Raw genomic sequence first — 21,387 nt, forward strand, 5'->3', positions numbered from 1 at the left:
CGGCCCGGGCCAGGCGGTAGCCGGTCTTCAGGAAGGCGCGCATGTCGTCCGCGGTGCCGTCGAGGGCGGCGTTGGCCTCTCGGACGACCCTCTTGCCGGAGTCCTTGTCCGCCAGGATGCGTGCGATCGCGATACGTAGTTCCTCGTCGGACATCTCGTCCACCGGCGTATCGGTAGTCACCGTCGCGGTCGTCGTCGCGGTGGCCGTCGTCGTGTCGGTGGCGGACGCCGGGGTGGCGAAGAGGACCGCCGGGGTCAGAGCGATGGTCGCGACGAGCAGGGCGGCGCGGTGCTGTCTCATGGTGTGTTCCTCCGTGGTCCGGCGATCGATGCGGGGATTCTCGCCGTTGAGCGCCGCCCCGCACCAACCCATTAAGGAGGAGCAACTCCCGGCGTTGGAAGGGCGGTTACGTGTGAGGTAATCGCGTCGAGCCGTCGCCGTCACCGAGAATGGCGCTCTCGCCGCGTCGGCAGGGCGCGGTGTCCGACGTCATCAGGGAGGGGTTCGGTCATGTCGTCCGGCACGCCTACTGTCACCACCCGCGCCGCAGTCGAGGAGTTGCTGCGGCGGATCGGGGAGGGGGATCCGGAGCGGATCGCCGAGCTGTACGCCGAGCACGGGGACTGGAAGCTGGACTGGCCGCAGGACGAGCACGGTCGTCAGCACAGCGCCACCCCGTGGATCCGGCACCGCTCCACCCGTGCCGACGCCGCCGCCCACTACCGCGAGCTCGCCGAGCACCACGTGCCCGGGCAGGCGGCGACCGAGATCGAGCGGATCCTCGTCGACGGGGACGACGCGGTCGTCCTCGGCGAGATCCGCCAGACCGCCCGCTCCACCGGACGCGCCTACCGCGCCCGGTTCGCCCTGCACCTCACCTTCGAGCGGGGCAGCGGGCTCGTCGTCCGCCACCACGTCTATGAGGACAGCCTCGCGGTCGCGCGCGCCTTCGACTGCAGGTACGCGTAGGAAAAAACTCCTGTGCGCCCGCTCGTACGGCTCTGCGATCATCCCCGCATGGCGCTCAGTCTCGAATCGCTGGTCATCCGGCACACCCACCGCCTTCCCCTTCCCAAGGGCTTCGCGGGTGAAGGGGCCGCCGCGGCGCGGCAGTTCGACGCCGCGCTGACCTCCGTGGGCTTCAAGCTCTCCGCGGAGCTGCTGGAGCGGCTGTCGGGGCTGTCCGAGGCCACGGTCGTGCACACCGCCCGGCAGACGCTGCGCACCGTCAGCGAGATGGTGGGCGACCACGTCCGGCACAACTCCTACTTCATCGACTTCCCGGCGAACGTGCCCGACACCGAAGAGTTCTGGATGCGGTGTGTGGCGAAGGCGCTCGGCGACGAGAAGGCGCGCGAGAGCGTGCTGACGCAGCTGGCGCACGGGGTGCTGGACCTGCTCAGCCTCCCCGCCTACGGCCGCTACCAGCACACCTACGAGGAGATGCTCGCGGCGCAGGACGAGCTGATCGCCTCCGCGGGCGACCGGGTGACCGTCCTGCACCTCGGGCGCGACCTGGACGACGAGCTCACCGACCTGTACCTGGCCTTGGCGGGCAGCACGACGCCCCTGGGCGAGGAGCACCTGCGCGACCTCAAGGCCCTCGCCGGGTGGTGCGTGCTCGGCCCCCAGCCGGAGTCGATCCCGGTCCGGGAGAACCGTGCCGTCGTCAACGAGGCCCGGCTCGGCGTCGGCGCGGACCTCCTCCTCGACACCGTCACCGATGTGCTGCGGCTGGCCTGCGCGCTGTCCGACGGCGACGTGACGCTGCAGGAGCCGACCCGGTTCCGGGCTCTGTCGCGGCCCGCCCGCCGTGCGCTGCTCGCCGGCCTCGACGCCGTCGTCGCGGCCAACCCCGCCAAGCTGGCCGATGTGCACGCGCACCGCGAACCTTTCAAGCGGCTCGGTGAGCGCCTCCACCCGCACGAGTACCCGCGCTGGCCGCACGCCGCCGACGTGTTCGCCGTGGCCCGGGGCGAGAAGGAGGCCCGCTCCTTCGACAGCCGTGTCGAGACCCTGCTCGACGACTTCGACGTCCTCGGCGCGGCCCGGCTGCTGGAGTCCGCCCCCGGCAAGCTGTTCCGCGCCCTGGACCTCCTGCTGCGCATCGCCGCCGACCAGGAGGAGCGCGACGCGGTGGTGGCCGCCGCGGTGCGGGTCGCGCCCGAAGTCTCCGGCCGGGTCTTGCTGTCGGTCCGCGAGCACTTCCAGAACCGGGAGCGGGAGACCGACGAACCCCGGATCTTCGTCAACCGCCGAGGCCGCGGCTGGGTCGCCCGCGACGTCCGGCCGCCGGTCCCCGCCGCCGACCGCGACCGGCTGATCGCCGCCCTCGACGCCGAGCTGCGCCGCAGGCTCCCCGCGCCGGGCCGCCTGCTGCTCGACCCCGACGTCCTCGACGTGGCGCTCCCGCTCAGCGGCAGGGCGACCACGGCCGGGCTCGGCGTCCTGCCGCGCGGCTCGGTCTCGGCGGTCGACGGCGAACGGCTGCGTTTCTTCGTGTACTGGAAGGAGGCCGAGAACCGGACCGACTACGACCTGTCGGCGCTGCTTCTCCACGCCGACTACAGCACCGACGGCTGGCTCTCCTACACCTCCCTCAGGGCGGTCGGCGGCCGGCACTCGGGCGATGTCACCGAGGCCCCCGACGGGGCCTCGGAATTCATCGACCTGACCCTGGACCGGGTACGCAGCACCTTCATCGTCCCGCAGGTCAACGTCTACGCCGGCGAGAGCTTCGAGGAGGTCGAGGAGTCGTTCTTCGGTTTCATGCTGCGCGACGGCGAGCAGAAGGGCCGGCCGTACGAGCCGCGCACGGTGCGGATGAAGTCGGAGCTTCGCGGGGCGGGGCGCGTGGCGCTGCCGCTGGTGTTCCGGCGCGAGGACGACGGCCGGTGGCGCGCGAAGTGGCTGCACCTGTATCTGAAGGGCATCTCGTCGGCCAACCGGGTCGAGGAGAACCAGCTGTCGGTGTCCAAGGTGGTGCGCGCCCTCGTGGAGCGCGAGCAGCTGACCGTGGGGTACCTGACCGACCTGATGTCCGACGCCGCCACGGCCGTGGACCTGTGGGACGGCGGCGATCCCGTCCCGGACGAGCCCGTGACGTACATCGGCCTCGAACGCCCCGAGGGGCTGCACCCGGACTCCCGGGTCATCACCCTCGAAAATCTGCGCGACTTGATCCCTGGCTGAGTGCTAGCGTCTGCCGTGGCGAGGCCATGAAGGGGCTTCCTTCTCAACTCCTCTACCGAAAAAAGTCTCTTCGCTTTCCTCGCCCTCGACATCGCTCCGGGCGGTGCCCGCGCTTCACCGCGCGAGCACCGCCCGAGCCGTTTCAGCCCTTACGTGAGCGGGTTCTCCCCCTCCGCGAGATCCGCGACGACCGCCGCGTGGTCGGAGGGCCAGACGCCGTCCACGGGGCCATGGCCCGCCCGCTGGACGCGGCGGACGTGACCCTCGCCTGCCGGGCCCGGCGGACCCACGTGGATGTAGTCGATGCGGGCGGGCGGCTCCAACAGGCGGGCCGCGTACGGGTTTTCGGGGGTCCACGTAGCGGCGGGCGCGGCGGGTTCGGCGTAGTCCCAGGCGTCGTGGAACACCAGGCCGGGGACGGCCGGCGCGGTCCTCGTGCCGGCGAAGAGACGCATCTCGTCGGAGTCCGGCCAGGCGTTGAAGTCGCCGGTGACGACGGGCGGGCACGGGGTGCCTGCGCGGTGCCGGGCGACCAGCTCCGCGAGGGCCGTGACCTGGGCGCAGCGCACCGCCGACGCCTGTACGGCCGAGGTGAGGTGCGTGGTGAAGAAGGGGATGTCGAACGCGGGGGCGGCCACGCGCGCGTAGAGGGCGAGGCGGCCGTCGGCCAGGTCGGCCGGCGCGGGCAGCAGCAGCGTCTCCTGTTCCCTCACCGGCCAGCGGCTCAGCACCGCGTTGCCTATGTCGACCGAGCCGGCATCCGCGTCCGCGTCCGCGATCCGTGTCCGCCAGCGGTCCGGGGACGGCGACGCGGCCCAGGTGCAGTACAGGCCCAGCTCGTCGGCCAGCCACTCCGCCAGGTTCTCGCCGCCGGCCGCCCACACCTCCTGCAGTCCGACCACGTCGGGACGCAGCTCGCGCAGCACCGCCAGGATCGCCTTCTGCCGTTCCCGCCACGGGCCGAACCGCCACCACAGGTTCCAGCTCACCACGCGCATGTGCAGCCACCCCCTCTCGTCACGCCGACGGCGTCGGGGACCATTGAAGCAACAGCAGCAATCCTGCGTGCGAAGGAGCCCCACCGATCATGGCCCCGCCCAACGACCTCCGGTTCCGCGCGACCACTGCCCTCCAGCGGCACGTCGCCAACCCGCTCATGCGCCGCCTGCCGTTCCACACTCTCCTGGAGACCACCGGCCGGGTCTCCGGCCGACCCCGCCGCACCCCGCTCGGCGGCCGCCGGGTCGGCGACACCTTCTGGCTGGTCTCGGAGTTCGGCGAACGATCGCAGTACGTCCGCAACATCCAGGCCGATCCACGGGTGCGGGTGCGGATCGGCGGACGGTGGCACAACGGCACCGCCCACCTGCTGCCCGACGACGACCCGGTCGCCCGCCTGCGCACCCTCCCCAAGGCCAACAGCACTGCCGTACGGGCCCTGGGGACGGGGCTGCTGACGATCCGGGTCGATCTCAGCGACTGAGGTGATGGTGGTGACTGGGGTGCCGGAGGCGACCGAGGTGGCCGAGGTGGCCGAGGTGGCCGAGGTGGCCGGGGATCACTTGGCGGGCTTGTAGAAGGCGTACGTCGCCGAGTACGGGACGCTGACCTGGTCGGCGCCGGTGCAGGCGGTGGCCGGGGCGACGCCGCCGGCCGTGTCGAGGCGCTGGATGTAGGTGACGTCGGCGAAGACCCCGGCGCCGCGCGTGGCCGTGGCCTTCAGCAGCAGCTCGGCGATGGTGCCCGCCTTGGGCGATGTGACGAGGGCGGCGGCGTTGACGGCGCTGCCGTCCACCGTGGACACCCAGACCGGGCCGCGGGAGTGCAGGGCGACGGGACGGTGGGCGCGGTCTCTCTTGTAGGACAGGGTGGCGGCGGGCTCCAGGAGCTTCCAGGCGCCGTCGGTGCAGGTGTACGTCTGGACGCCCTTCGCGGCGAAGACGCCCGTCAGCCGGTTGCCGTCGGGCACCTTGAGCGCGGCGGGCGCGTCGACGTGGGCGGTCGCGGACTGCGCCGGCGCGGCGTGGCCGACCGTCGTGCCCAGCAGGGTGCCGGCGGTGGCGACGGCGAGCGCCGTGGTGGTGAGGGCGAGACGTTTGGCGAGCTTCATCTGGTGCATGGGGTGGTCTCCGAACGATTTCCGGACATGTTCACGGGCGGGGCCGGACACGGTCCTGGCCCCTGCGCCCGGAGGCTACGGGTCCACCGGCGATTCCGATGCCTGTTCGGCGTTCTCTGAACGATCTCTGCACGCCCGGGACAGTCTTCAGGACTCAAAGGGCAAGCAAACGGCACCCGTTGTTCATCCCGGCCAGACGATCGACTGCACCTCGCTGTAGGCGTGCAGCGCGTACGAGCCCACGTCCCGCCCCACCCCGCTCTTCTTGAATCCGCCGAACGGCGCCTCCATGTTGCGGCCGACCGTGTTCACGCCGACGCCGCCCGCGCGCAGCCGGCGCGCCACCCGGAACGCCCGGGCCACGTCCGAGGACCAGACATAGTCGATGAGGCCGTAGTCGGAGTCGTTCGCGAGGGCGACGCCCTCGTCCTCCTCGTCGAAGGGGACGACCGTCACCACCGGCCCGAAGATCTCCTCCCGGACCACCCGCATGTCGTTCGTGCAGTCGGCGAGGAGGGTCGGGGCGACGTAGAAGCCCTGCTCCAGCGGCGGGCGTTCACCGCCCACGACGACCACCGCGCCCTCCTTCCGGCCCAGTTCCACGTACGACTCCACCCGGTCCCGGTGCGCGGCCGAGATGACCGGGCCGACCACGGTGTCGGGCTCCCGCGGATCGCCCACCTTCAACCGACCCGCGTACGCGGCGAGTTGCTCGACGAGCCGGTCGTACACCCGGCGGTGTGCCAGCACCCGGGTCGGGGCCGTGCAGATCTGGCCGCTGTAGAAGGAGAAGGTCGTCCCGATGCCCGCGACCGCCGAGGCGACGTCCGCGTCGTCGAGGACGACCGCCGCGCCCTTTCCGCCCAGCTCCATCAGCTGGCGCCGCATGTCCCGGCCGCACACCTCGGCGATGCGCCGGCCCACCGCCGTGGAACCGGTGAAGCTCACCATGTCGACGTCCGGCGACGACACCGCCGTCTCCCCGATGTCGACGGCGCGCCCGGAGACGACGTTGACGACCCCGCGCGGCACGCCCGCCGCCTCCAGCGCCTGAGCCATCCGGTAGACGGACAGGGGGTCCTGCGGGGCGGGTTTCACGACCACCGTGTTGCCCATGGCGAGGGCGGGGGCGATCTTCCCGGCCGGGTTCGCCCACGGGTTGTTGTAGGAGGTGATGCACGTGACGACGCCGACGGGCTGCCGGACGGCCACCGCGCCCATCACGCCCGCCTTCCCCGCCCCCACTGCCTGAAGGGCGTGGGAGGTGCCCCCACCGGCCTCGTTGATCTGCGGCGGGATCGGCCACTCGGCGGGCTCCACGCGCGCGTAGCGCTTGAAGCGGGCCGCGCCGACCCCGACCTGCATGGCGCGCGCGGTGCCGGTCGTGGCGCCGGTCTCGGCCTGGGCCAGCTCCGCGTACGGGAGCAGCCGGGCGCGGATGATGTCGGCGGCCCGGCCCAGCACCGCCGCGCGTTCCTCCGGCCGGGTGCGCGACCACGGGCCGAAGGCTTCGCGGGCCGCGGCGCAGGCCGCGCGCACTTGATCCCGCGAGGCCTCCGGGGCCAACCCGACGGTCCCCTCGGTCGCCGGGTCGACGACCTCGTAGTGGCCGCCGTCCGGTTCGACCCAGACCCCGCCCACGAAAAGCCGCTGCCCGTCGGTCACCGCCCCGGCGGCTCCCAACCCGGCGGCTCCCGCCCCGTCGGCTTCCCCGCTCACCGGGTGTTCACCGTCCTGGTGTCCCGCCCCGAGCGCAGCACCCGTCCCGGTACGGCGCCGGTCACGACGTCGTCGCGGATGGCCGCCACGCCGTTGACCCAGACCGCCCGCACCCCGATCGCCTTCGAGTCCAGCCGCGGACTGTCACCCGGCAGGTCGTGCACCAGGGTGGCCTTGCCCGCGTCGATGCGCTCCGGGTCGAACAGGACGAGGTCCGCGTGGAAGCCCTCCTGGATCCGGCCCCGCTCGCGCAGTCCGAAGAGCCGCGCCGGGTCGTCCGTCAGCATCTTCACCGCCTGCTCCAGGCCGGCCAGTTTGCGGCCGCGCAGACAGTCGCCGAGGAAGCGCGTGGTGTACGGCGCCCCGCACATGCGGTCCAGGTGCGCGCCCGCGTCGGAGCCGCCGAGCAGGACGTCCTCGTGGGTCCAGGCCTCCGCCCGCATCGCCCACGAGTCGGGGTCGTTGTCCGTCGGCATCGGCCACAGGACCGTACGCAGTTCGTCGGCCACGCAGATCTCGACCAGGCAGGCGAACGGATCGAGGCCGCGTTCGGCGGCGATGTCCTCGACGACCCGCCCGGTGAGGCCCTCGTTGCCCGCGCTGTAGGTGTCGCCGATGACGTACCGCCCGAAGTTGGTCAGGCGCCGGAAGACGCCTGCCTCCTTCGACCCGGCGTGCCGCAGCAACTCGGCCCGGACGGCCGGTTCCCGCAGCTTCTCGATCCGCTCGGGGACGGGCAGGCCGAGGACCGGCCCCCAGCCGGGGATCAGGTTCAGGGCGCAGAACGTGCCCAGGGACATGTTCATCGGCGTGAGGATCGGCATGGTCAGCGCCACAACCCGGCCGCCGGCCTTCCGCGCCCGCTCGCTCGCCACGAGCTGTCGGGGCACCCGCTCCGGGACGGCCGAGTCGATGGTGAGGACGTTCCAGTTCAGGGGGCGTCCGGCCGCCGCACTCATCTCCACGAACAGGTCGATCTCGGCGTCGCTGAACTGGTCGAGGCAGCCCGCGACGATCGCCTCGATCTGCGTGCCCTCGTGCTCGCCGACGGCCCGCGACAGCGCCAGCAACTCGGCGGGCAGGGCGTGCCGGGACGCGACCGGCTGCCCGTCCCCGTCGGAGTGGGTCGAGGACTGCGTGGTGGAGAACCCCCACGCCCCCGCGTCCATGGCGTCGTGCAACAGCCGTACGATCTCGGCGAGTTGCTCCTCGCTGGGCTGACCGCCCACCGCGTCCGGCCCCATCACGTACCGCCGCAGCGCGCAATGCCCCACCATGAACCCCGCGTTGACCGCGATCCGCCCCTCGAGGGCGTCGAGGTACTCCCCGAAGCCGCTCCAACTCCAGGGCGCGCCCTCCTCGAGCGCGATCAGCGACATCCCCTCCACCTTGGACATCATGCGGCGGGTGTAGTCGGCGTCGGCGGGCCGGTCCGGATTGAGCGGCGCGAGCGTGAACCCGCAGTTCCCGGCGGCGACGGTCGTCACCCCGTGGTTCAGGGACGGGGTGGCGTACGGATCCCAGAAGAGCTGGGCGTCGTAGTGCGTGTGCGGATCGACGAACCCGGGCGCGAGCACGAGCCCGTGAGCGTCCTCGGTGGTCCGCGCCTCCTCGGCGACGGTCCCGACGACGACGATCCGCCCGTCACGGATCCCGACGTCGGCGACCCGGGCAGGCGCACCGGTCCCGTCGACGACGGTCGCCCCTTTGATGACGTGATCGAGCATGCGGTTCCCTCCTCAACTCCGGGGAGATCGGGATCTTTTAGGGGCGCGGGGCTGTATCGATGTGCGACTCCGCCGCGTGGGCGCGACCAGCCACAACGGACCCGCAGTCGCCACACGACCCACACGCCCACGCCGATTACGCGCCCGTGCGGAACCGCGTCGTCCGATGAACAGGATCCGTGTCGATCTTCGGAATCACGTGCTCCCCGATCAACCGGATCGTCTGCAGTGTCTCCTCCTTCGGCACCCCCACCGGCAGCCCGAAGCTCAGCTGATCGGCTCCGGCCTGCTCCCACCGCTTGCACTGCGTGAGCACCTCGTCCGGGTCGCCGCAGATCAACAGCTCCTCTTCCACGAGGAGTTCGACGAACTCGGCGTTGTACTCGGGCAGCGTCTCGGGCCAGACGGGAAAGCCCTCGGGCCGCGGGAAGGTGTCGTGGTACCGGAACACCAGCGACGGCAGGTAGTGCAGGCCGCCCTCGACGGCGATCCGGATCGCCTCGTCGTGCGTGGGCGCGCAGATCGCCGTCGTCGTCACCATCACGTTGTCGTTGACGAAGTCACCGATCGGCTCGGCGTTCACGACCGCCGTCTTGTACTGCTCCAGCACCCACTCCATGTCGGAGACCTTCTGGATGCTGAACCCGAGGACGCCCAGGCCCTTGCGCGCGGCCATCGCGTACGAGGGCGGTGACCCGGCCGCGTACCACATCGCCGGGTGCGACTTCCCGTACGGCTTCGGCAGGATCTTGCGCGGCGGCAGCTGCCAGTGCTTGCCCTGGAAGCCGACGTACTCGTCCTGGAGCCACATCTTGGGGAACTCGGCGATGGTCTCCTCCCAGATCTCCTTTGTGTAGTTCATGTCGGTGATGCCGGGGAGGAAGCCGAGGATCTCGTGCGATCCGGCGCCCCGTCCGCTTCCGAACTCGAAGCGGTTCTGGCTGAGATGGTCGAGCATGGCGACCTTCTCGGCGACCTTCACGGGGTGGTTGACCTGGGCGAGCGGGTTGAAGATGCCCGATCCCAGATGGATCCGGTCCGTCGCGTGTGCGAGATACCCGAGGAAGACGTCGTTGGCGGAGAGGTGCGAGTACTCCTCCAGGAAGTGGTGCTCGGACGCCCAGGCGTACTTGAAGCCGGACTTGTCCGCCTGGATGACGTACTCGGTCTCCTCCATCAGCGCCTTGTGCTCGGCGAGGGGGTCGGTCTCGGCCCGCTTGCCCACGTATCCCTGTACAAAGAGCCCGAATTCCACGGAGGTTCACCGTCCCAGGTCCTGGATTGGGGTCCATCTCGGTTACCTGACGATCCGTCAGTTCGGTTGGATGGTCAATACCTGACGGCCAGTCAGATGATGGAGACTCCCGCCAGCCAGCCCCCGTCGATCACGAACGGCTGCCCGGTGATGTATGAGGAGTCGTCCGAGGTGAGGAAGAGGGCGAGCCTGGCCACCTCCTCCGGCCGCCCCACCCTGCCCAGCGGCACGAGCTTGCGGTACAGCCCGTCGAGGGCCTTCGAGGTCTCCTCGGGGTCCGCGTCCGGGTCCAGCAGGGACGGGTTGGACATCGCGGTGTCGACGGCGCCGGGGCACATCGCGTTGACCCGGATGCCGCGCGGCGCGAGCTCCAGGGCGGCGACCCGGGTGAGCCCGAGGATCGCATGCTTGGTCGCCGCGTACGAGCCCACCGCCGCCATCCCGGTCACGGCGGTGTACGACGCCGTGTTGACGATCGTGCCGCCGTCCGCCAGCACGGGGGCCGCCGTCTTGACGCCCAGGAAGCAGCCGACCTGGTTGACCTGTACGACCTGCATGAACTCGTCGAGGGGTGTGTCGACGAGGGCGTTGAAGCGCAGGATGCCGGCGTTGTTGACGAGGCCGTCGAGGCGGCCGTGGGCGTCCTGTGCGGCACGCACGGCGGCGTGCCAGTCGTCCTCCCGCCCCACGTCCAGGTGCACATACAGCGCGCCGATCTCCTCGGCGAGGGCCGCGCCCTGGTCGTCCAGGACGTCGGCGACGACGACCTCGGCTCCCTCCGTTCGGAACAGCCGGGCCTCCTGTTCTCCCTGGCCCCGCGCACCCCCGGTGACGAGGACGACCCGTCCGTCGAGCTTGCCCATGGCGGCCTCCTTGGCATCGCTTCACTGGGACCGGCATCGTAGCGCCGAATCTGACTGATCGTCAGATATACGTCGGACCATTGCACAAGCACACACCAAGTGACCTGCCGGTAGGGACATTTGACTCTGTCCACAGGCTGTGCAGAACCCCAATAATCCACAGCGGCACTGCAAAGTCATCCCCAAGAGCGGAAAACGGTATGGCCAAAAGAAGCAGGAAGTTCAAGAACAAGAAGATCCGGTTCGTCGCGATCGGCGCGGCGCTGGCGACCGGCGGCGCCGTCGTCGCGCTGCTGCCGTCGGCGAACGCGGCCGACGCGAAGACTCCCGAGCAGATCACGGCGATGTGCAACAGGGCCGCGGTGCTCAACGGCAAGCAACAGTCGGTGAGCGATTTCGGCGGCGGGTTCGCGGACGGTTTCGCGGCGGACAACTGCGATTACGTCGAGACCAACTTCGAGACCTTCGACGGGCCTACCGAGAAGTCGTCCATCGATTTCCCGAACTGCGAGCCGAACGCCACCGACCCCGCGAAGGTGTCCGTCACCTGGTCGGCAACCGCGGCCCAGGGGAAGGGAAAGTACAAGGAAACCAACCAGGGCGGTGGTGGCGGCCTCTTCGGATTCCTCAGCGGATCCTGGCTCAAACACAAGGGCACTCTGGAAATGACCGTGAATTCGGCCACGGCCGGCGCCACGGAACAGCGCGAGGTACCGGTCGGCAAGGTGCTCCACATGGAGTTCACGCCGAAGCTGCAGCGCATGACCGGTGAATGGCGGGTGCGGATCGACGCCAGGGAGGCGACGACCGTCACCAACGCCACGCCCGAGCAGAACTTCGTGGCGCCCGAAGTCGTCGAGGGTCCGGTGATCCTGCCGGGCGCCGCAGGCGCGCCGGGCGTCGTCGACGGCACCTCCAAGGCTGTCCTGGAGGACTGCTGATTCGGTCAGCGGCTCACAAAGTCCCTGTTCACCCCGTATGAAACCTCAGGAGAACCCATGACCACCCCCGCCCCGCGCCCCAGAAGGCACCGCAGCAGGAAGAAGCGCATCACCCTCGTGCTGGCACCCGTCGCGGCCCTCGCGGTGATCGTCCCGCTGATGAACCAGGCGGGCGCCGCCACCCCGTCCGAGGTGACCTCCGACTGTTCCAAGGACTCCGACAAACTCGCGAACTGTGAGTTCGTCGACGTCCAGGTAAAGAGGAACAGCCTGGGCCCCAACCAGCGCGTCTCGCCTGTCACTCAGAACTGCGGGACGACGACCGCGGCGACCAGCACCTTCAACGTCAGTACATCCGTCACCAGGACCGTTCAGCTGGAGGACGGATTCAGCGCGAGCGCCGATACGAAACTGGGCAACTCCTTCTTCGAGATCGGCGGTAAATTCAGCACCTCCGAGTTCAACATCACGCGCGACGACAAGACGACCGCTCTCGCCTTCAGCCGCTCCGACACCGTCAAACCGGACAGCATCGGATTCTTCATGTGGTCGGCCAAGCGCACCGACGTGAGCGGATTCCTGCGGGCCACCTACAAGGAGGCGCAGGACGGCCAGACAGTGTTCTTCGCGCCGAGCGAGGGCGCCGCGACGGTCCATGTCTTTTATCCGCAGCTCCTGAACAACGGCACGCCGGACGGTCGGCTGTGGCTGCGCAACGTGAAATGCGGCACGCCCGAGGCCAACGGAATCATCAACTCGGGGAACAGCCTGCGGGCCGAACCGGGATTCGGTGAGGGCGGCGGCAGCGTGACCGACGTGGAAATCCCGCTGACGGAAATCCAGCCGCAGTAGGTTTCAGCCGCAGCGGGTCTCAGGCGCGGTAGGTTTTCAGCCGCGGTAGGTTTTCAGGTGCGAAGCACGGGCGTGGCAGGAGTGGCTCCCAGCCACCGCAGGACCGCGTCCGTGCTGCCCCGCGCGTCCAGCTTGGCGTAGATGTTGCTGAGGTTGTTGCGGACGGTCTTCTCGCTCAGCCGTAATCGCAGCCCGATCTCCTGCGCGCCCAGACCGGTCGACAGCAGATCCATGACCTCCCGCTCGCGCGGCGAGAGCAGCGACCGCAGCCGGTCGACGGCGCCGGCGGCCGTCGGCAGCCGGCGCGCCCCCTCGCGCAGGGCGGCGCAGGCGGTCGGCGAGAGGTAGGTGTGGCCGACGGTGGCCGCCATCACCGCCGAGGACAGCATGTGGGGGCAGTAGTCGCCCTCGACCAGATAGCCGGCCCCGCCGCGGAAGACCTCGACGACGGTGTCGGTGTCCGTGCACGCGCTGACGACGATCACCGGGACGCCGCGGTCGCCCAGCGCCCCCAGCAGCGCCGGGAAGGCCTGCGCGGGCTCCTCGCAGCGCAGCACGACGACGTCCACCGCGCCCTCGCGCAGGGTGTCGTAGGGCGGGGTGGCCCGTACCACCCGCTCCACGTAGGGGTCGTCGGGGGCGGGCCAGCCGTCATGCGGCCAGTCGCCCTCCGCGCAGGCGAGGGCGACGGAGAGCCGCGGGAAGGATCGCTCGGTGGATCGCTCGGTGGATCGCACTGGTGAGGTCCTTCCGCCGGAGCTGTCACGCCCGTACGTCCTTACATACGCGGCCCGGCGTGGACATGTTCAAACCTTCAAGAAGCAAGCAGCGGCCCGGCCTCCGCCCCGAACTCGGTTATCTGGTCGGTCAGTTCGGCACGGCTTCGGCAGCGGAAGCGGACCTGGATCTGGTCCACGCCCATCGCCGAGTAGGCGCGCAGGGACTCGGCGAGCGCCTCCGGCGGACCGGTGAGGGTGCGGCGGCCGACGTCCCAGGCGGGCGTCCCCACGTACAGGGGCTCGGTGATGGCGCCGATGGTGAGGGGCGCGGCGATGCCGGCGTCCTCGCGCAGGCGCCGCAGCTTATCGATCTGCGCGGGCAGCCGGTCCCTGGGGTCGCCCTGGGGCAGCCAGCCGTCGCCTTTGAGGGCGGCCCGGCGCACGGCCGGCGGGGAGGAGCCGCCGACCCAGACGGGAACGCGGGCCTGCGCCGGTCTCGGCCGCTGCCCGAGCCCCTCGAAGTCGTACACCTTCCCGTGGTGGGCCGGGAACTCGTCCGGGCCGAGCGCGGCGCGCAGGGCGTCGACGCTCTCGTCGAGGACGGCCCCACGCCGCTCGAAGTCCGCCCCCAGCACCTCGAACTCCTCCCGTACGTGCCCGGCGCCGACCCCGAGGATCAGCCGGCCGCCGCTGAGATGGTCGAGGGTGGCGTACTGCTTGGCGGTCAGCAGCGGGTGGCGCAGGCCGACGACGGCGACATGGCTGAGCAGGCGGACGCGTTCGGTGACGGCCGCGAGGTGGGCGAGGGTGGCTACGGGGTCGTACCAGACGGTGCTCATGGCCTCGGCCAGCCGGCGCGGGATCGCCACGTGGTCGCAGGCGGCGACGTAGGCGAAGCCGGCCCGGTCGGCGGCGCGGGCGACGGCCACGAGGTCGGCGGGGCCGGCGCCGGCCTCCCAGGGTTCGGCGTAGATCGTCGACTGGGACTGGACCGGGAGCTGGATGCCGTAGGCGAGGGGCCTGTTCACCGCGTGCCGCCGTCCCAGAGGCCGTCCTTCGTCAGCCCCAGCAGGTCGATCGCGTTGCCGCGGACGATCCGCTCCACGACGTCCGGGGCCAGATGGCCCATCTGCGCCTCGCCGACCTCCCTCGACTTCGGCCAGGTGGAGTCGGAGTGCGGGTAGTCGGTCTCGTAGAGGACGTTCCCGAGGCCGATGGAGTCGAGGTTGCGCAGGCCGAAGGCGTCGTCGAAGAAGCAGCCGTAGACGTGGTCGGCGAACAGCTCCGACGGCGGCCGGTGGACCTTGTCCGCGACCCCGCCCCACCCGCGGTTCTCCTCCCACACCACGTCGGCGCGCTCCAGGATGTACGGGATCCAGCCGATCTGGCCCTCCGCGTACATCACCTTCAGGTTCGGGAAGCGTTCGAACTTGCCGCTCATCAGCCAGTCGACCATCGAGAAGCAGCAGTTGGCGAAGGTGATGGTGGAGCCGACGGCGGGCGGGGCGTCGGCGGAGGTGGAGGGCATACGGCTGGAGGAGCCGATGTGCATGGCCACGACCGTGCCGGTCTCGTCGCAGGCGGCGAGGAAGGGGTCCCAGTAGTCGGTGTGGACGGACGGCAGGCCGAGGTGCGGGGGTATCTCGGAGAAGGCGACGGCACGCACCCCGCGGGCGGCGTTGCGCCGGACCTCCTGCGCCGCCAGCTCGGCGTCCCAGAGGGGGATGAGGGTGAGCGGGATCAGCCGGCCGTGGGCGTCCGGGCCGCACCACTCCTCCACCGTCCAGTCGTTGTAGGCGCGCACGCAGAGCAGGCCCAGCTCGTGGTCGGCGGCCTCGGTGAAGGTCTGGCCGCAAAAGCGCGGGAAGGTGGGGAAGCAGACGGCGGACTGGACGTGGTTGACGTCCATGTCGGCGAGCCGCGACGGCACGTCGTACGACCCGGGGCGCATCTGCTCGTAGGTGATGACCTCCAGCTTGATCTCGTCCCGGCTGAAGCCGACGGCGGTGTCGAGGCGGGTGAGGGGACGCTGCAGGTCCTCGTAGATCCACCAGTCGCCGAGGGGGCCGTCGTCGCCGGGCTCGCCCATGACGGGCTTGAAGCGGCCGCCGAGGAACGTCATCTCCTTCAGCGGGGCGCGGACGACGCGGGGCGCGGTGTCGAGGTACTTCCTCGGCAGCCGGTCCTGCCAGACGGTGGACGGCTCCACGGTGTGGTCGTCGACGGAGATGATCAGCGGGAGGGGCGTCGGGGGCGTCGCAGGCGATGTGGTCCTCGGTGTGGTCCTCGGTGTGGTCCTCGGTGTGGTCCTCGGTGTGGTCTCCATGGGGGCACGGTAGCGCTGATCTGACGGATCGTCAGCTATCGGGAACGGGACGGACGACGGCCGGATGGGGGCCGGGCGGGGGCCGGGCGGGGGCCGGACGGGAGTCGGACTTGATCGACTCTGTGGGGATGTGTGCGCAACGGATGTGAGGGATGTGTGGACTCCCGGGTGCCGCCCGGATACCTCCACGGGAAGCTGACGCTTCCGGCATGGACAGGGCAAAATGAACAGGTAATTCGGATGCCTAAAGGGAGCCCTGATGGACGACCGGGTAGGACACGGCGGCCCGCGTGTGCCGGAGCAGTGGCGCCCCGCCTCCCCCGGGGAGCCGGCGACGCTGCGCTTCGCCGTGCTCGGCCCCGTGCGCGCACGGCGCGGGGACGAGCAGCTGGCCACCGGCTCCCCCCAGCAACGCGCCCTGCTGGCCGCCCTGTTGCTGCGCGAGGGCAGGACGGCGACGGCCGCCGAGCTGATCGACGCCCTGTGGGGCGAGGAACCGCCCTCGCAGGCGCTGGCGGCGGTGCGGACGTACGCCTCGCGGCTGCGGAAGGTGCTGGACCCGGGCGTCCTGGTGAGCGAGTCCGGCGGGTACGCGGTGCGCGGGCTCGGCGAGGGCGCCCTGGACCTCGGGGTGGCGCAGGAGTGGGCGGCGGAGGCCGAGAAGGCCAAGGCGGCCGGCGACCTCACCCAGGCCCGTGACGTGCTGAACCGCGCGCTCGGCCTGTGGGACGGGGAGGCGCTGGCCGGCGTCCCCGGCCCGTACGCGGAGACGCAGCGCGTCCGGCTGGAGGAGTGGCGGCTGGGGCTGCTGGAGTCCCGGCTGGACATGGACCTGGAGCAGGGCTGCCACGCCGAGGCGGTCTCCGAACTCACGGCGCTGACGGCCGCGTACCCGCTGCGTGAGCGGCTGCGCGAGCTGCTGATGCTGGCCCTGTACCGCAGCGGCCGGCAGGCGGAGGCCCTCGCCGTGTACGCGGACACACGGCGGATGCTGGCGGAGGAACTGGGCGTGGACCCGCGGGCGGGGCTGCGGGAGTTGCAGCGCCGCATCCTCCAGGCCGACCCGGAACTCGCGGGGCCGTCGGTCCCGGCGGCGGAACCCGCGGTGGTGCGGGTCCGCCCGGCCCAACTCCCGGCGACGGTACCCGACTTCACGGGACGGTCGTCGTTCGTGCGGGAACTGAGCGCGGTGCTGTCGGCGGCGTCCGGTCCGGAGGGCGGCGGCGGGACGGGCCGCGTCATGGCCGTGTCGGCGCTGGCCGGGATCGGGGGCGTGGGCAAGACGACCCTCGCCGTGCACGTGGCCCACCAGGCCCGGTCCGCCTTCCCCGACGGCCAGTTGTACGTCGACCTACAGGGCGCGGGCGCCCGGCCCGCCGAACCGGAGACCGTACTGGGCTCGTTCCTGCGGGCGCTCGGCACGGCCGACTCGGCGATCCCGGACTCCCTGGAGGAACGGGCGGCCTTGTACCGGTCGGTGCTGGACGGGCGCCGGGTGCTGGTCCTGCTGGACAACGCCAAGGACGCGGCGCAGGTACGTCCGCTGCTGCCCGGCACCGAGGGGTGCGCGGCGCTGGTCACCGCGCGGGTGCGGATGGTGGACCTGGCGGGCGCGCACCTCGTCGACCTGGACGTCATGTCGCCCGACGAGGCACTGGCCCTGTTCACCAAGATCGTGGGCGAGGAGCGGGTGGCCTCGGAACGGAAGGCCGCCCTGGACGTCGTCGCGGCCTGCGGCTTCCTGCCGCTGGCGATCCGCATCGCGGCGTCCCGGCTCGCGGCCCGCCGCACCTGGACGGTGTCCGTGCTGGCGGCGAAGCTCGCGGACGAACGCCGCCGCCTGGACGAACTCCAGGCCGGCGACCTCGCCGTGAAAGCCACCTTCGAACTGGGCTACGGCCAACTGGAGCCGGCCCAGGCCCGCGCGTTCCGCCTCCTCGGCCTGGCCGACGGCCCCGACATGTCGCTCCGCGCGGCCGCAGTGATCCTGGACCTGTCACCGGAGGACACCGAAGACCTGCTCGAGTCCCTGGTGGACACCTCCCTGCTGGAATCGGCGGCCCCCGGCCGCTACCGCTTCCACGACCTCGTCCGCCTCTACGCGCGTGCATGCGCGGAACGCGACGAGCGTCCGGCGAGCGAACGGGAGGCGGCGCTGTCGCGGTTGCTGGACTTCTATCTGGCGACGGCCGCAGGGGTCTACGCCATCGAACGGCCCGGGGACCGCACAGTCACGCACCTGGAGCCCACCTCGTACACCGGTCTGACGTTCACGGACCGGACGGAGGCCCTGGACTGGCTCTTCCTGGAGGCTCAGTGCCTGCTGGCCTGCGCACGGCAGCAGACCACGGGCGGCGGGCTGCGCCGGGCCGTCGACCTGCTGTGGGCGGCGAAGGACCTGGCCGAGTCGGGGGCCAACGCCAAGCAGTACGAGACGGCGGCGATGGTTCTGCGGGACGCCGCGCAGGACGTCGGCGACGTCCGCGCGGAGAGCCGCGCCCGCACCGCCCTCTCCAACGTCCACCTGGCCGCCGGACGCTACGCCGAGGCCGACGAGGAGGCCCGGCGCGCCATCGAACTCGCCACCATGGCGGACGACGCGACACCGATCAGCTGGGCGGCGACCGACAGGGGGATCATCGCGCTCAGCCAGGGCCGCTACGAAGAGGCCGAAGCGTTCCTCACCACCGCCAGGGACGGCTATCGGGCGGACGGGAACCGGCCCGGCGAGGCCAGCGCGCTGTGCAACCTGTCACGGCTCTACGAGCGCATGAACCGCCCGCCCGACGCGGTCACCCTGGCCCAGCAGGGCGTCGAGATCTTCCAGCAGCTCGGACTGACCCTGCGGCTCGCGAACGGCCGCTACGCTCTCGGCGTCGCGCTGATCCGGGCCGGCAGGCTGGCCGAGGGGCTGGTGCAACTGTCCGACGCGCTGGAGATGTTCGGCAGCAACCGGCAGCGCCTGTGGGAGGGGACGACGCACTTCCGCATCGCCCAGCTGCACCTGGCCGACCGGCGCCCGGCGCAGGCGGCCCAGCACGCCGAACAGGCACTGGCGATCGGTTTCATCGGCGGTGACCTCATCCGGGGCAGTGTGCTGACGGCGCTGGGCAGGAGCCTGCACGCACTCGGCCAGTCGGACCGGGCACGAGCCTGCTGGCAGGAGGCCCTGCTCCTCCTGGAGCGGTCGGGAGTGCCCGAGGCCGCCGAGGTACGTCGGCTGCTGACGCCCCTGGACGCGTCATGAGCCCCGGCCCGCGGCGTTCATCGAACGTTTATGACGCTCTGCCAAGGTCGACTCATCGGTCCGTCGCGTCGGGGGGCAGACGGGTCGCACGGGCCCACTGGGGGGTGGGCTCCGGCATATGCCCTCTGTCCGGCGATACTCGGGGAAATCGCCGGACAGAGGCGTCTCTCAGTCACCTGCACACCACTCCCAGGGGGAGCCTGAACATGAGCAACACCGAGAAGCAGACGACGCACGCCATCGCGGACATCAAGCCCATGGAGAACCACGCGCCGATCCTGCCGGCGCTCGACGACCTCAAGAAGCCCGACACCGAGAAGTCCGAGCCGACGGCCGGGGACGAGATCGTCACGCTCGAGAACCACGCGCCCGCCCCGCCCGCCCTGGACCTCGGCGGCAAGTAGACCTTCATCACGACGGGGATCGGCCGCGGCGGCGCGGAGGGGGAGCCGCCGCGGCCGAGGCGTGTCCCGAGCAGGATCCAAGCCATTCCATAGCGAGAAAACGTTCGAACCGCCCGAGCGTAAGACCCGACCGCCAGCGTCATCAGGGCCCGGAACGTCAGCTCCCGGAGAGGACGAACGCACATCCGGCCCCTCCGCCGTGTCATCCGACGTGGTCGAGCTCGCACCACACCGTCTTCCCCTCCACCCCCTGCCCCACGCCCCATCGCAACACGACCGCGTCGAGAAGCGCGAGGCCGCGACCGGACTCGTCGTCGTCCGAGGCGCGCAGGGGCTCAGAAAGGGCACTCGCGGCCAGGTCGCTCACCTCGACGCGGATCCGGCGACCGCCGACGCGAGCCACCCGCACCCGCACCCGCACCCGCACCGCAGACTACGCAAGCGCAACAGGCAAACGGCGGTGATGAGTTACGCCCCAACGCAAGGACCCCGACGCGTCGGCGAACGTCCCGTCCTTCTGGGACGGCGCTGCGGCCGCTTCACATCGCTCGGCGTTCCCTCAGCTCAGCGAGCCATGTCCGCACCTGTTCGTCATCGTGCAGGTAACCGCCGCTCTCGCCCGCGGGAAGATCGATTCCGTAGAGGCGGTTCAGCGCCCACCAGGACAGGTCGTCCCAGACGATCCCGTCCTCCCTCACCCACCTCGCCGCCCAGCGGTCGGCCTCGTCCCTGGGCAGCCGACCCGCGACAAGCTCAACGAAACGATCTTCGATCTCATCAACAGTTGGCTGGCCGCCGGCATCCATGCCCTGACCGTACCGGCAGGGCGAACGTTGCCTGATGCGGTACTGGCGCACATCCTGCTCACCCACCCAGGGCGGTTATCCACAGGCCAGGAAGCAGAACGAGCCGAACTGCGATCTTGGGTGGGTGAAGCAAAGGGCTGCGTTGCGGGACTTGACGGTGGGGGGAGTCCTCCTCACGGCGCGTGCCCTTGACGCGGGGTGGCCCAAGCGAAGCCTCACACGTGCGCTCCGGGCAGACGGTTGGACTCTTCTCAGAAGGGGCGCCTGGGTCGAGCCAGGACGCAACCCGGACCGCCTCACCCGCCTGCGGGCCGTACAACTCCTCCACCCCCGGCTTGTCGTGAGCCACCGTTCGGCAGCCCCCTTGTGGCGGATCGAGATCCTGTCCTCCCGAGCCTCTCGTACCCCCCTGGAGTTCACCGACCCCGAGCTCAGCCACCGGCCGGAAGGGCGTGACGTACGCGTGTACCGCACCCTCCTGGAACCGACGGACGTCTACGAGCGCCGAGGCGTGCGGGTCACCGGCCCGGTACGGACACTCACCGACCTCCTCTTGACCGGCCCCAGGGACGACGCCCTCGTCGCCGTGGAGTCGGGCCTCGCCCACCGCAGAGTCGACGGCGTCCGCCGAGCACCGCTCACCGACCTCGACACGATCAGCTCAGCCCTCGGGGCAAGGGGACGGGGACGAGGCGCAGCCAGGGCACGCGCCTGGCTCCGCCTGTGCGACCCCCTCGCCGGCTCCCCGGCCGAGACGATCGCCCGCCTGCGCCTGTACGACGCCGGCCTCCACCCCGAGTCACAGGTCGCCCTCCGTGCACCGGACGGACGCAGGATCGTCCTGGACTTCTTCTTCCGCGCCGAGGGCCTGGCAGTCGAAATCGAGGGCTACGCCTACCACGGCGCCCGCGATGCCCACCGCCGTGACGTGATGCGCTTCAACTCGCTCCAGCAGTGCCCGGAGATCAGACGCGTCCTCCGTTTCACCGCCGAGGACGTCTTCTGGCGCCCAGAGCGGATGATCCAGGAGATCCGCGCCGTCCTGGCAGCCGGAACGGCAGGGGGGTAGAGGGGCAGGGGGATAAAGGGGCAGGGGGATAAAGGGGCAGGGGGATAAAGGGGCAGGGGGGTAAAGGAGCAGGGGGGTAAAGGAGCAGGGGGGTAAAGGAGCAGGGGGGTAAAGGAGCAGGGGGGTAAAGGAGCAGGGGGGTAAAGG

Annotated in this window: 20 protein-coding genes; 8 read left to right on the top strand and 12 right to left on the bottom strand. The window is 70.9% G+C overall.

Annotation, left to right across the window (positions count from 1 at the left end; translation table 11 throughout):
- The coding region (locus tag ACIBTS_RS15580; protein WP_399319681.1) for an ALF repeat-containing protein at positions 1-301 on the bottom strand (301 nt) is incomplete at its 3' end.
- Positions 302-511: 210 nt separating this feature from the next.
- Between ACIBTS_RS15580 and ACIBTS_RS15585 the strand changes: the two genes are divergently transcribed.
- Both ACIBTS_RS15585 and ACIBTS_RS15590 read left to right on the top strand, forming a co-directional pair.
- Positions 512-970, top strand: a complete 459-nt coding sequence (locus tag ACIBTS_RS15585) for a nuclear transport factor 2 family protein (protein WP_399319682.1) — start codon at positions 512-514, stop codon at positions 968-970.
- A 48-nt stretch (positions 971-1,018) separates the two neighbouring features.
- Positions 1,019-3,193: a hypothetical protein gene (locus tag ACIBTS_RS15590; RefSeq protein WP_399319684.1), complete on the top strand. Its 2,175-nt coding sequence runs from the start codon at positions 1,019-1,021 to the stop codon at positions 3,191-3,193.
- Between the two features lie 149 nt (positions 3,194-3,342).
- Here the strand turns inward: ACIBTS_RS15590 and ACIBTS_RS15595 are convergent, their stop codons facing one another.
- Positions 3,343-4,191, bottom strand: coding sequence for an endonuclease/exonuclease/phosphatase family protein (locus ACIBTS_RS15595; protein WP_399319686.1), 849 nt, complete (start codon positions 4,189-4,191; stop codon positions 3,343-3,345).
- Positions 4,192-4,280: 89 nt separating this feature from the next.
- Here ACIBTS_RS15595 and ACIBTS_RS15600 point away from each other — a divergent pair, with 89 nt between their 5' ends.
- Positions 4,281-4,676: a nitroreductase/quinone reductase family protein gene (locus ACIBTS_RS15600; RefSeq protein WP_399319688.1), complete on the top strand. Its 396-nt coding sequence runs from the start codon at positions 4,281-4,283 to the stop codon at positions 4,674-4,676.
- Positions 4,677-4,751: 75 nt separating this feature from the next.
- Here ACIBTS_RS15600 and ACIBTS_RS15605 read toward each other — a convergent pair whose 3' ends face one another.
- The 5 genes from ACIBTS_RS15605 to ACIBTS_RS15625 form a co-directional block, all read right to left on the bottom strand.
- On the bottom strand, positions 4,752-5,303 hold the full coding sequence (locus ACIBTS_RS15605) for a DUF3455 domain-containing protein (protein ID WP_319674952.1): 552 nt from the start codon (positions 5,301-5,303) through the stop codon (positions 4,752-4,754).
- Positions 5,304-5,495: 192 nt separating this feature from the next.
- On the bottom strand, positions 5,496-6,977 hold the full coding sequence (locus ACIBTS_RS15610; RefSeq protein WP_399319729.1) for an aldehyde dehydrogenase family protein: 1,482 nt from the start codon (positions 6,975-6,977) through the stop codon (positions 5,496-5,498).
- A gap of 50 nt (positions 6,978-7,027) precedes the next feature.
- Positions 7,028-8,758, bottom strand: coding sequence for an amidohydrolase family protein (locus tag ACIBTS_RS15615; protein ID WP_399319689.1), 1,731 nt, complete (start codon positions 8,756-8,758; stop codon positions 7,028-7,030).
- A 136-nt stretch (positions 8,759-8,894) separates the two neighbouring features.
- On the bottom strand, positions 8,895-10,013 hold the full coding sequence (locus tag ACIBTS_RS15620; protein ID WP_399319690.1) for an LLM class flavin-dependent oxidoreductase: 1,119 nt from the start codon (positions 10,011-10,013) through the stop codon (positions 8,895-8,897).
- Between the two features lie 92 nt (positions 10,014-10,105).
- Positions 10,106-10,876 (bottom strand): SDR family NAD(P)-dependent oxidoreductase, encoded by a 771-nt coding sequence (locus tag ACIBTS_RS15625; RefSeq protein ID WP_399319692.1) that lies wholly within the window; start codon positions 10,874-10,876, stop codon positions 10,106-10,108.
- 200 nt (positions 10,877-11,076) lie between these two features.
- On the opposite strand from ACIBTS_RS15625, the gene ACIBTS_RS15630 reads away from it, so the two are divergent.
- Positions 11,077-11,817: a hypothetical protein gene (locus ACIBTS_RS15630; protein WP_399319694.1), complete on the top strand. Its 741-nt coding sequence runs from the start codon at positions 11,077-11,079 to the stop codon at positions 11,815-11,817.
- Positions 11,818-11,874: 57 nt separating this feature from the next.
- The gene (locus ACIBTS_RS15635; protein ID WP_399319695.1) at positions 11,875-12,669 is read left to right on the top strand and encodes a hypothetical protein; all 795 of its coding nucleotides are present in this window, start codon (positions 11,875-11,877) and stop codon (positions 12,667-12,669) included.
- Positions 12,670-12,722: 53 nt separating this feature from the next.
- On the opposite strand, the gene ACIBTS_RS15640 is transcribed toward ACIBTS_RS15635, so the two are convergent.
- The 3 genes from ACIBTS_RS15640 to ACIBTS_RS15650 form a co-directional block, all read right to left on the bottom strand.
- Entirely contained in the window at positions 12,723-13,406 is a 684-nt protein-coding gene (locus ACIBTS_RS15640; protein WP_399319697.1) for a response regulator transcription factor, read from the bottom strand.
- Between the two features lie 77 nt (positions 13,407-13,483).
- Positions 13,484-14,416: a TIGR03619 family F420-dependent LLM class oxidoreductase gene (locus ACIBTS_RS15645; protein ID WP_399319699.1), complete on the bottom strand. Its 933-nt coding sequence runs from the start codon at positions 14,414-14,416 to the stop codon at positions 13,484-13,486.
- Positions 14,413-15,714 carry an amidohydrolase family protein gene (locus tag ACIBTS_RS15650; protein WP_399319701.1) on the bottom strand — a complete coding sequence of 434 codons (1,302 nt, stop codon included), beginning with the start codon at positions 15,712-15,714 and terminating at the stop codon, positions 14,413-14,415. The genes ACIBTS_RS15645 and ACIBTS_RS15650 overlap by 4 nt, the downstream gene beginning before the upstream one ends.
- A gap of 259 nt (positions 15,715-15,973) precedes the next feature.
- Between ACIBTS_RS15650 and ACIBTS_RS15655 the strand changes: the two genes are divergently transcribed.
- Complete coding sequence (locus tag ACIBTS_RS15655; RefSeq protein ID WP_399319703.1) at positions 15,974-18,961, top strand: AfsR/SARP family transcriptional regulator; 2,988 nt, start codon at positions 15,974-15,976, stop codon at positions 18,959-18,961.
- 206 nt (positions 18,962-19,167) lie between these two features.
- Complete coding sequence (locus ACIBTS_RS15660) at positions 19,168-19,365, top strand: hypothetical protein (protein WP_399319705.1); 198 nt, start codon at positions 19,168-19,170, stop codon at positions 19,363-19,365.
- A gap of 202 nt (positions 19,366-19,567) precedes the next feature.
- Here ACIBTS_RS15660 and ACIBTS_RS15665 read toward each other — a convergent pair whose 3' ends face one another.
- A complete protein-coding gene (locus tag ACIBTS_RS15665) occupies positions 19,568-19,768 on the bottom strand; it encodes an ATP-binding protein (RefSeq protein ID WP_399319706.1) in 201 nt (66 codons plus the stop codon).
- A gap of 136 nt (positions 19,769-19,904) precedes the next feature.
- On the bottom strand, positions 19,905-20,237 hold the full coding sequence (locus ACIBTS_RS15670) for a hypothetical protein (protein ID WP_399319708.1): 333 nt from the start codon (positions 20,235-20,237) through the stop codon (positions 19,905-19,907).
- 274 nt (positions 20,238-20,511) lie between these two features.
- Here ACIBTS_RS15670 and ACIBTS_RS15675 point away from each other — a divergent pair, with 274 nt between their 5' ends.
- Positions 20,512-21,240: an endonuclease domain-containing protein gene (locus ACIBTS_RS15675; protein WP_399319709.1), complete on the top strand. Its 729-nt coding sequence runs from the start codon at positions 20,512-20,514 to the stop codon at positions 21,238-21,240.
- Positions 21,241-21,387 lie beyond the last annotated feature (147 nt).

It is taken from the genome of Streptomyces sp. NPDC050121 (assembly GCF_044460385.1).
Lineage (GTDB): Bacteria > Actinomycetota > Actinomycetes > Streptomycetales > Streptomycetaceae > Streptomyces > Streptomyces soliscabiei.

Coding starts and splice junctions, on each gene's coding strand:
- ACIBTS_RS15585 (WP_399319682.1), top strand. CDS start 512: ATGTCGTCCGGCACGCCTACTGTCACCACCCGCGCCGCAGTCGAGGAG.
- ACIBTS_RS15590 (WP_399319684.1), top strand. CDS start 1,019: ATGGCGCTCAGTCTCGAATCGCTGGTCATCCGGCACACCCACCGCCTT.
- ACIBTS_RS15595 (WP_399319686.1), bottom strand. CDS start 4,191: ATGCGCGTGGTGAGCTGGAACCTGTGGTGGCGGTTCGGCCCGTGGCGG.
- ACIBTS_RS15600 (WP_399319688.1), top strand. CDS start 4,281: ATGGCCCCGCCCAACGACCTCCGGTTCCGCGCGACCACTGCCCTCCAG.
- ACIBTS_RS15605 (WP_319674952.1), bottom strand. CDS start 5,303: ATGAAGCTCGCCAAACGTCTCGCCCTCACCACCACGGCGCTCGCCGTC.
- ACIBTS_RS15615 (WP_399319689.1), bottom strand. CDS start 8,758: ATGCTCGATCACGTCATCAAAGGGGCGACCGTCGTCGACGGGACCGGT.
- ACIBTS_RS15625 (WP_399319692.1), bottom strand. CDS start 10,876: ATGGGCAAGCTCGACGGACGGGTCGTCCTCGTCACCGGGGGTGCGCGG.
- ACIBTS_RS15630 (WP_399319694.1), top strand. CDS start 11,077: ATGGCCAAAAGAAGCAGGAAGTTCAAGAACAAGAAGATCCGGTTCGTC.
- ACIBTS_RS15635 (WP_399319695.1), top strand. CDS start 11,875: ATGACCACCCCCGCCCCGCGCCCCAGAAGGCACCGCAGCAGGAAGAAG.
- ACIBTS_RS15650 (WP_399319701.1), bottom strand. CDS start 15,714: ATGGAGACCACACCGAGGACCACACCGAGGACCACACCGAGGACCACA.
- ACIBTS_RS15655 (WP_399319703.1), top strand. CDS start 15,974: ATGGACGACCGGGTAGGACACGGCGGCCCGCGTGTGCCGGAGCAGTGG.
- ACIBTS_RS15660 (WP_399319705.1), top strand. CDS start 19,168: ATGAGCAACACCGAGAAGCAGACGACGCACGCCATCGCGGACATCAAG.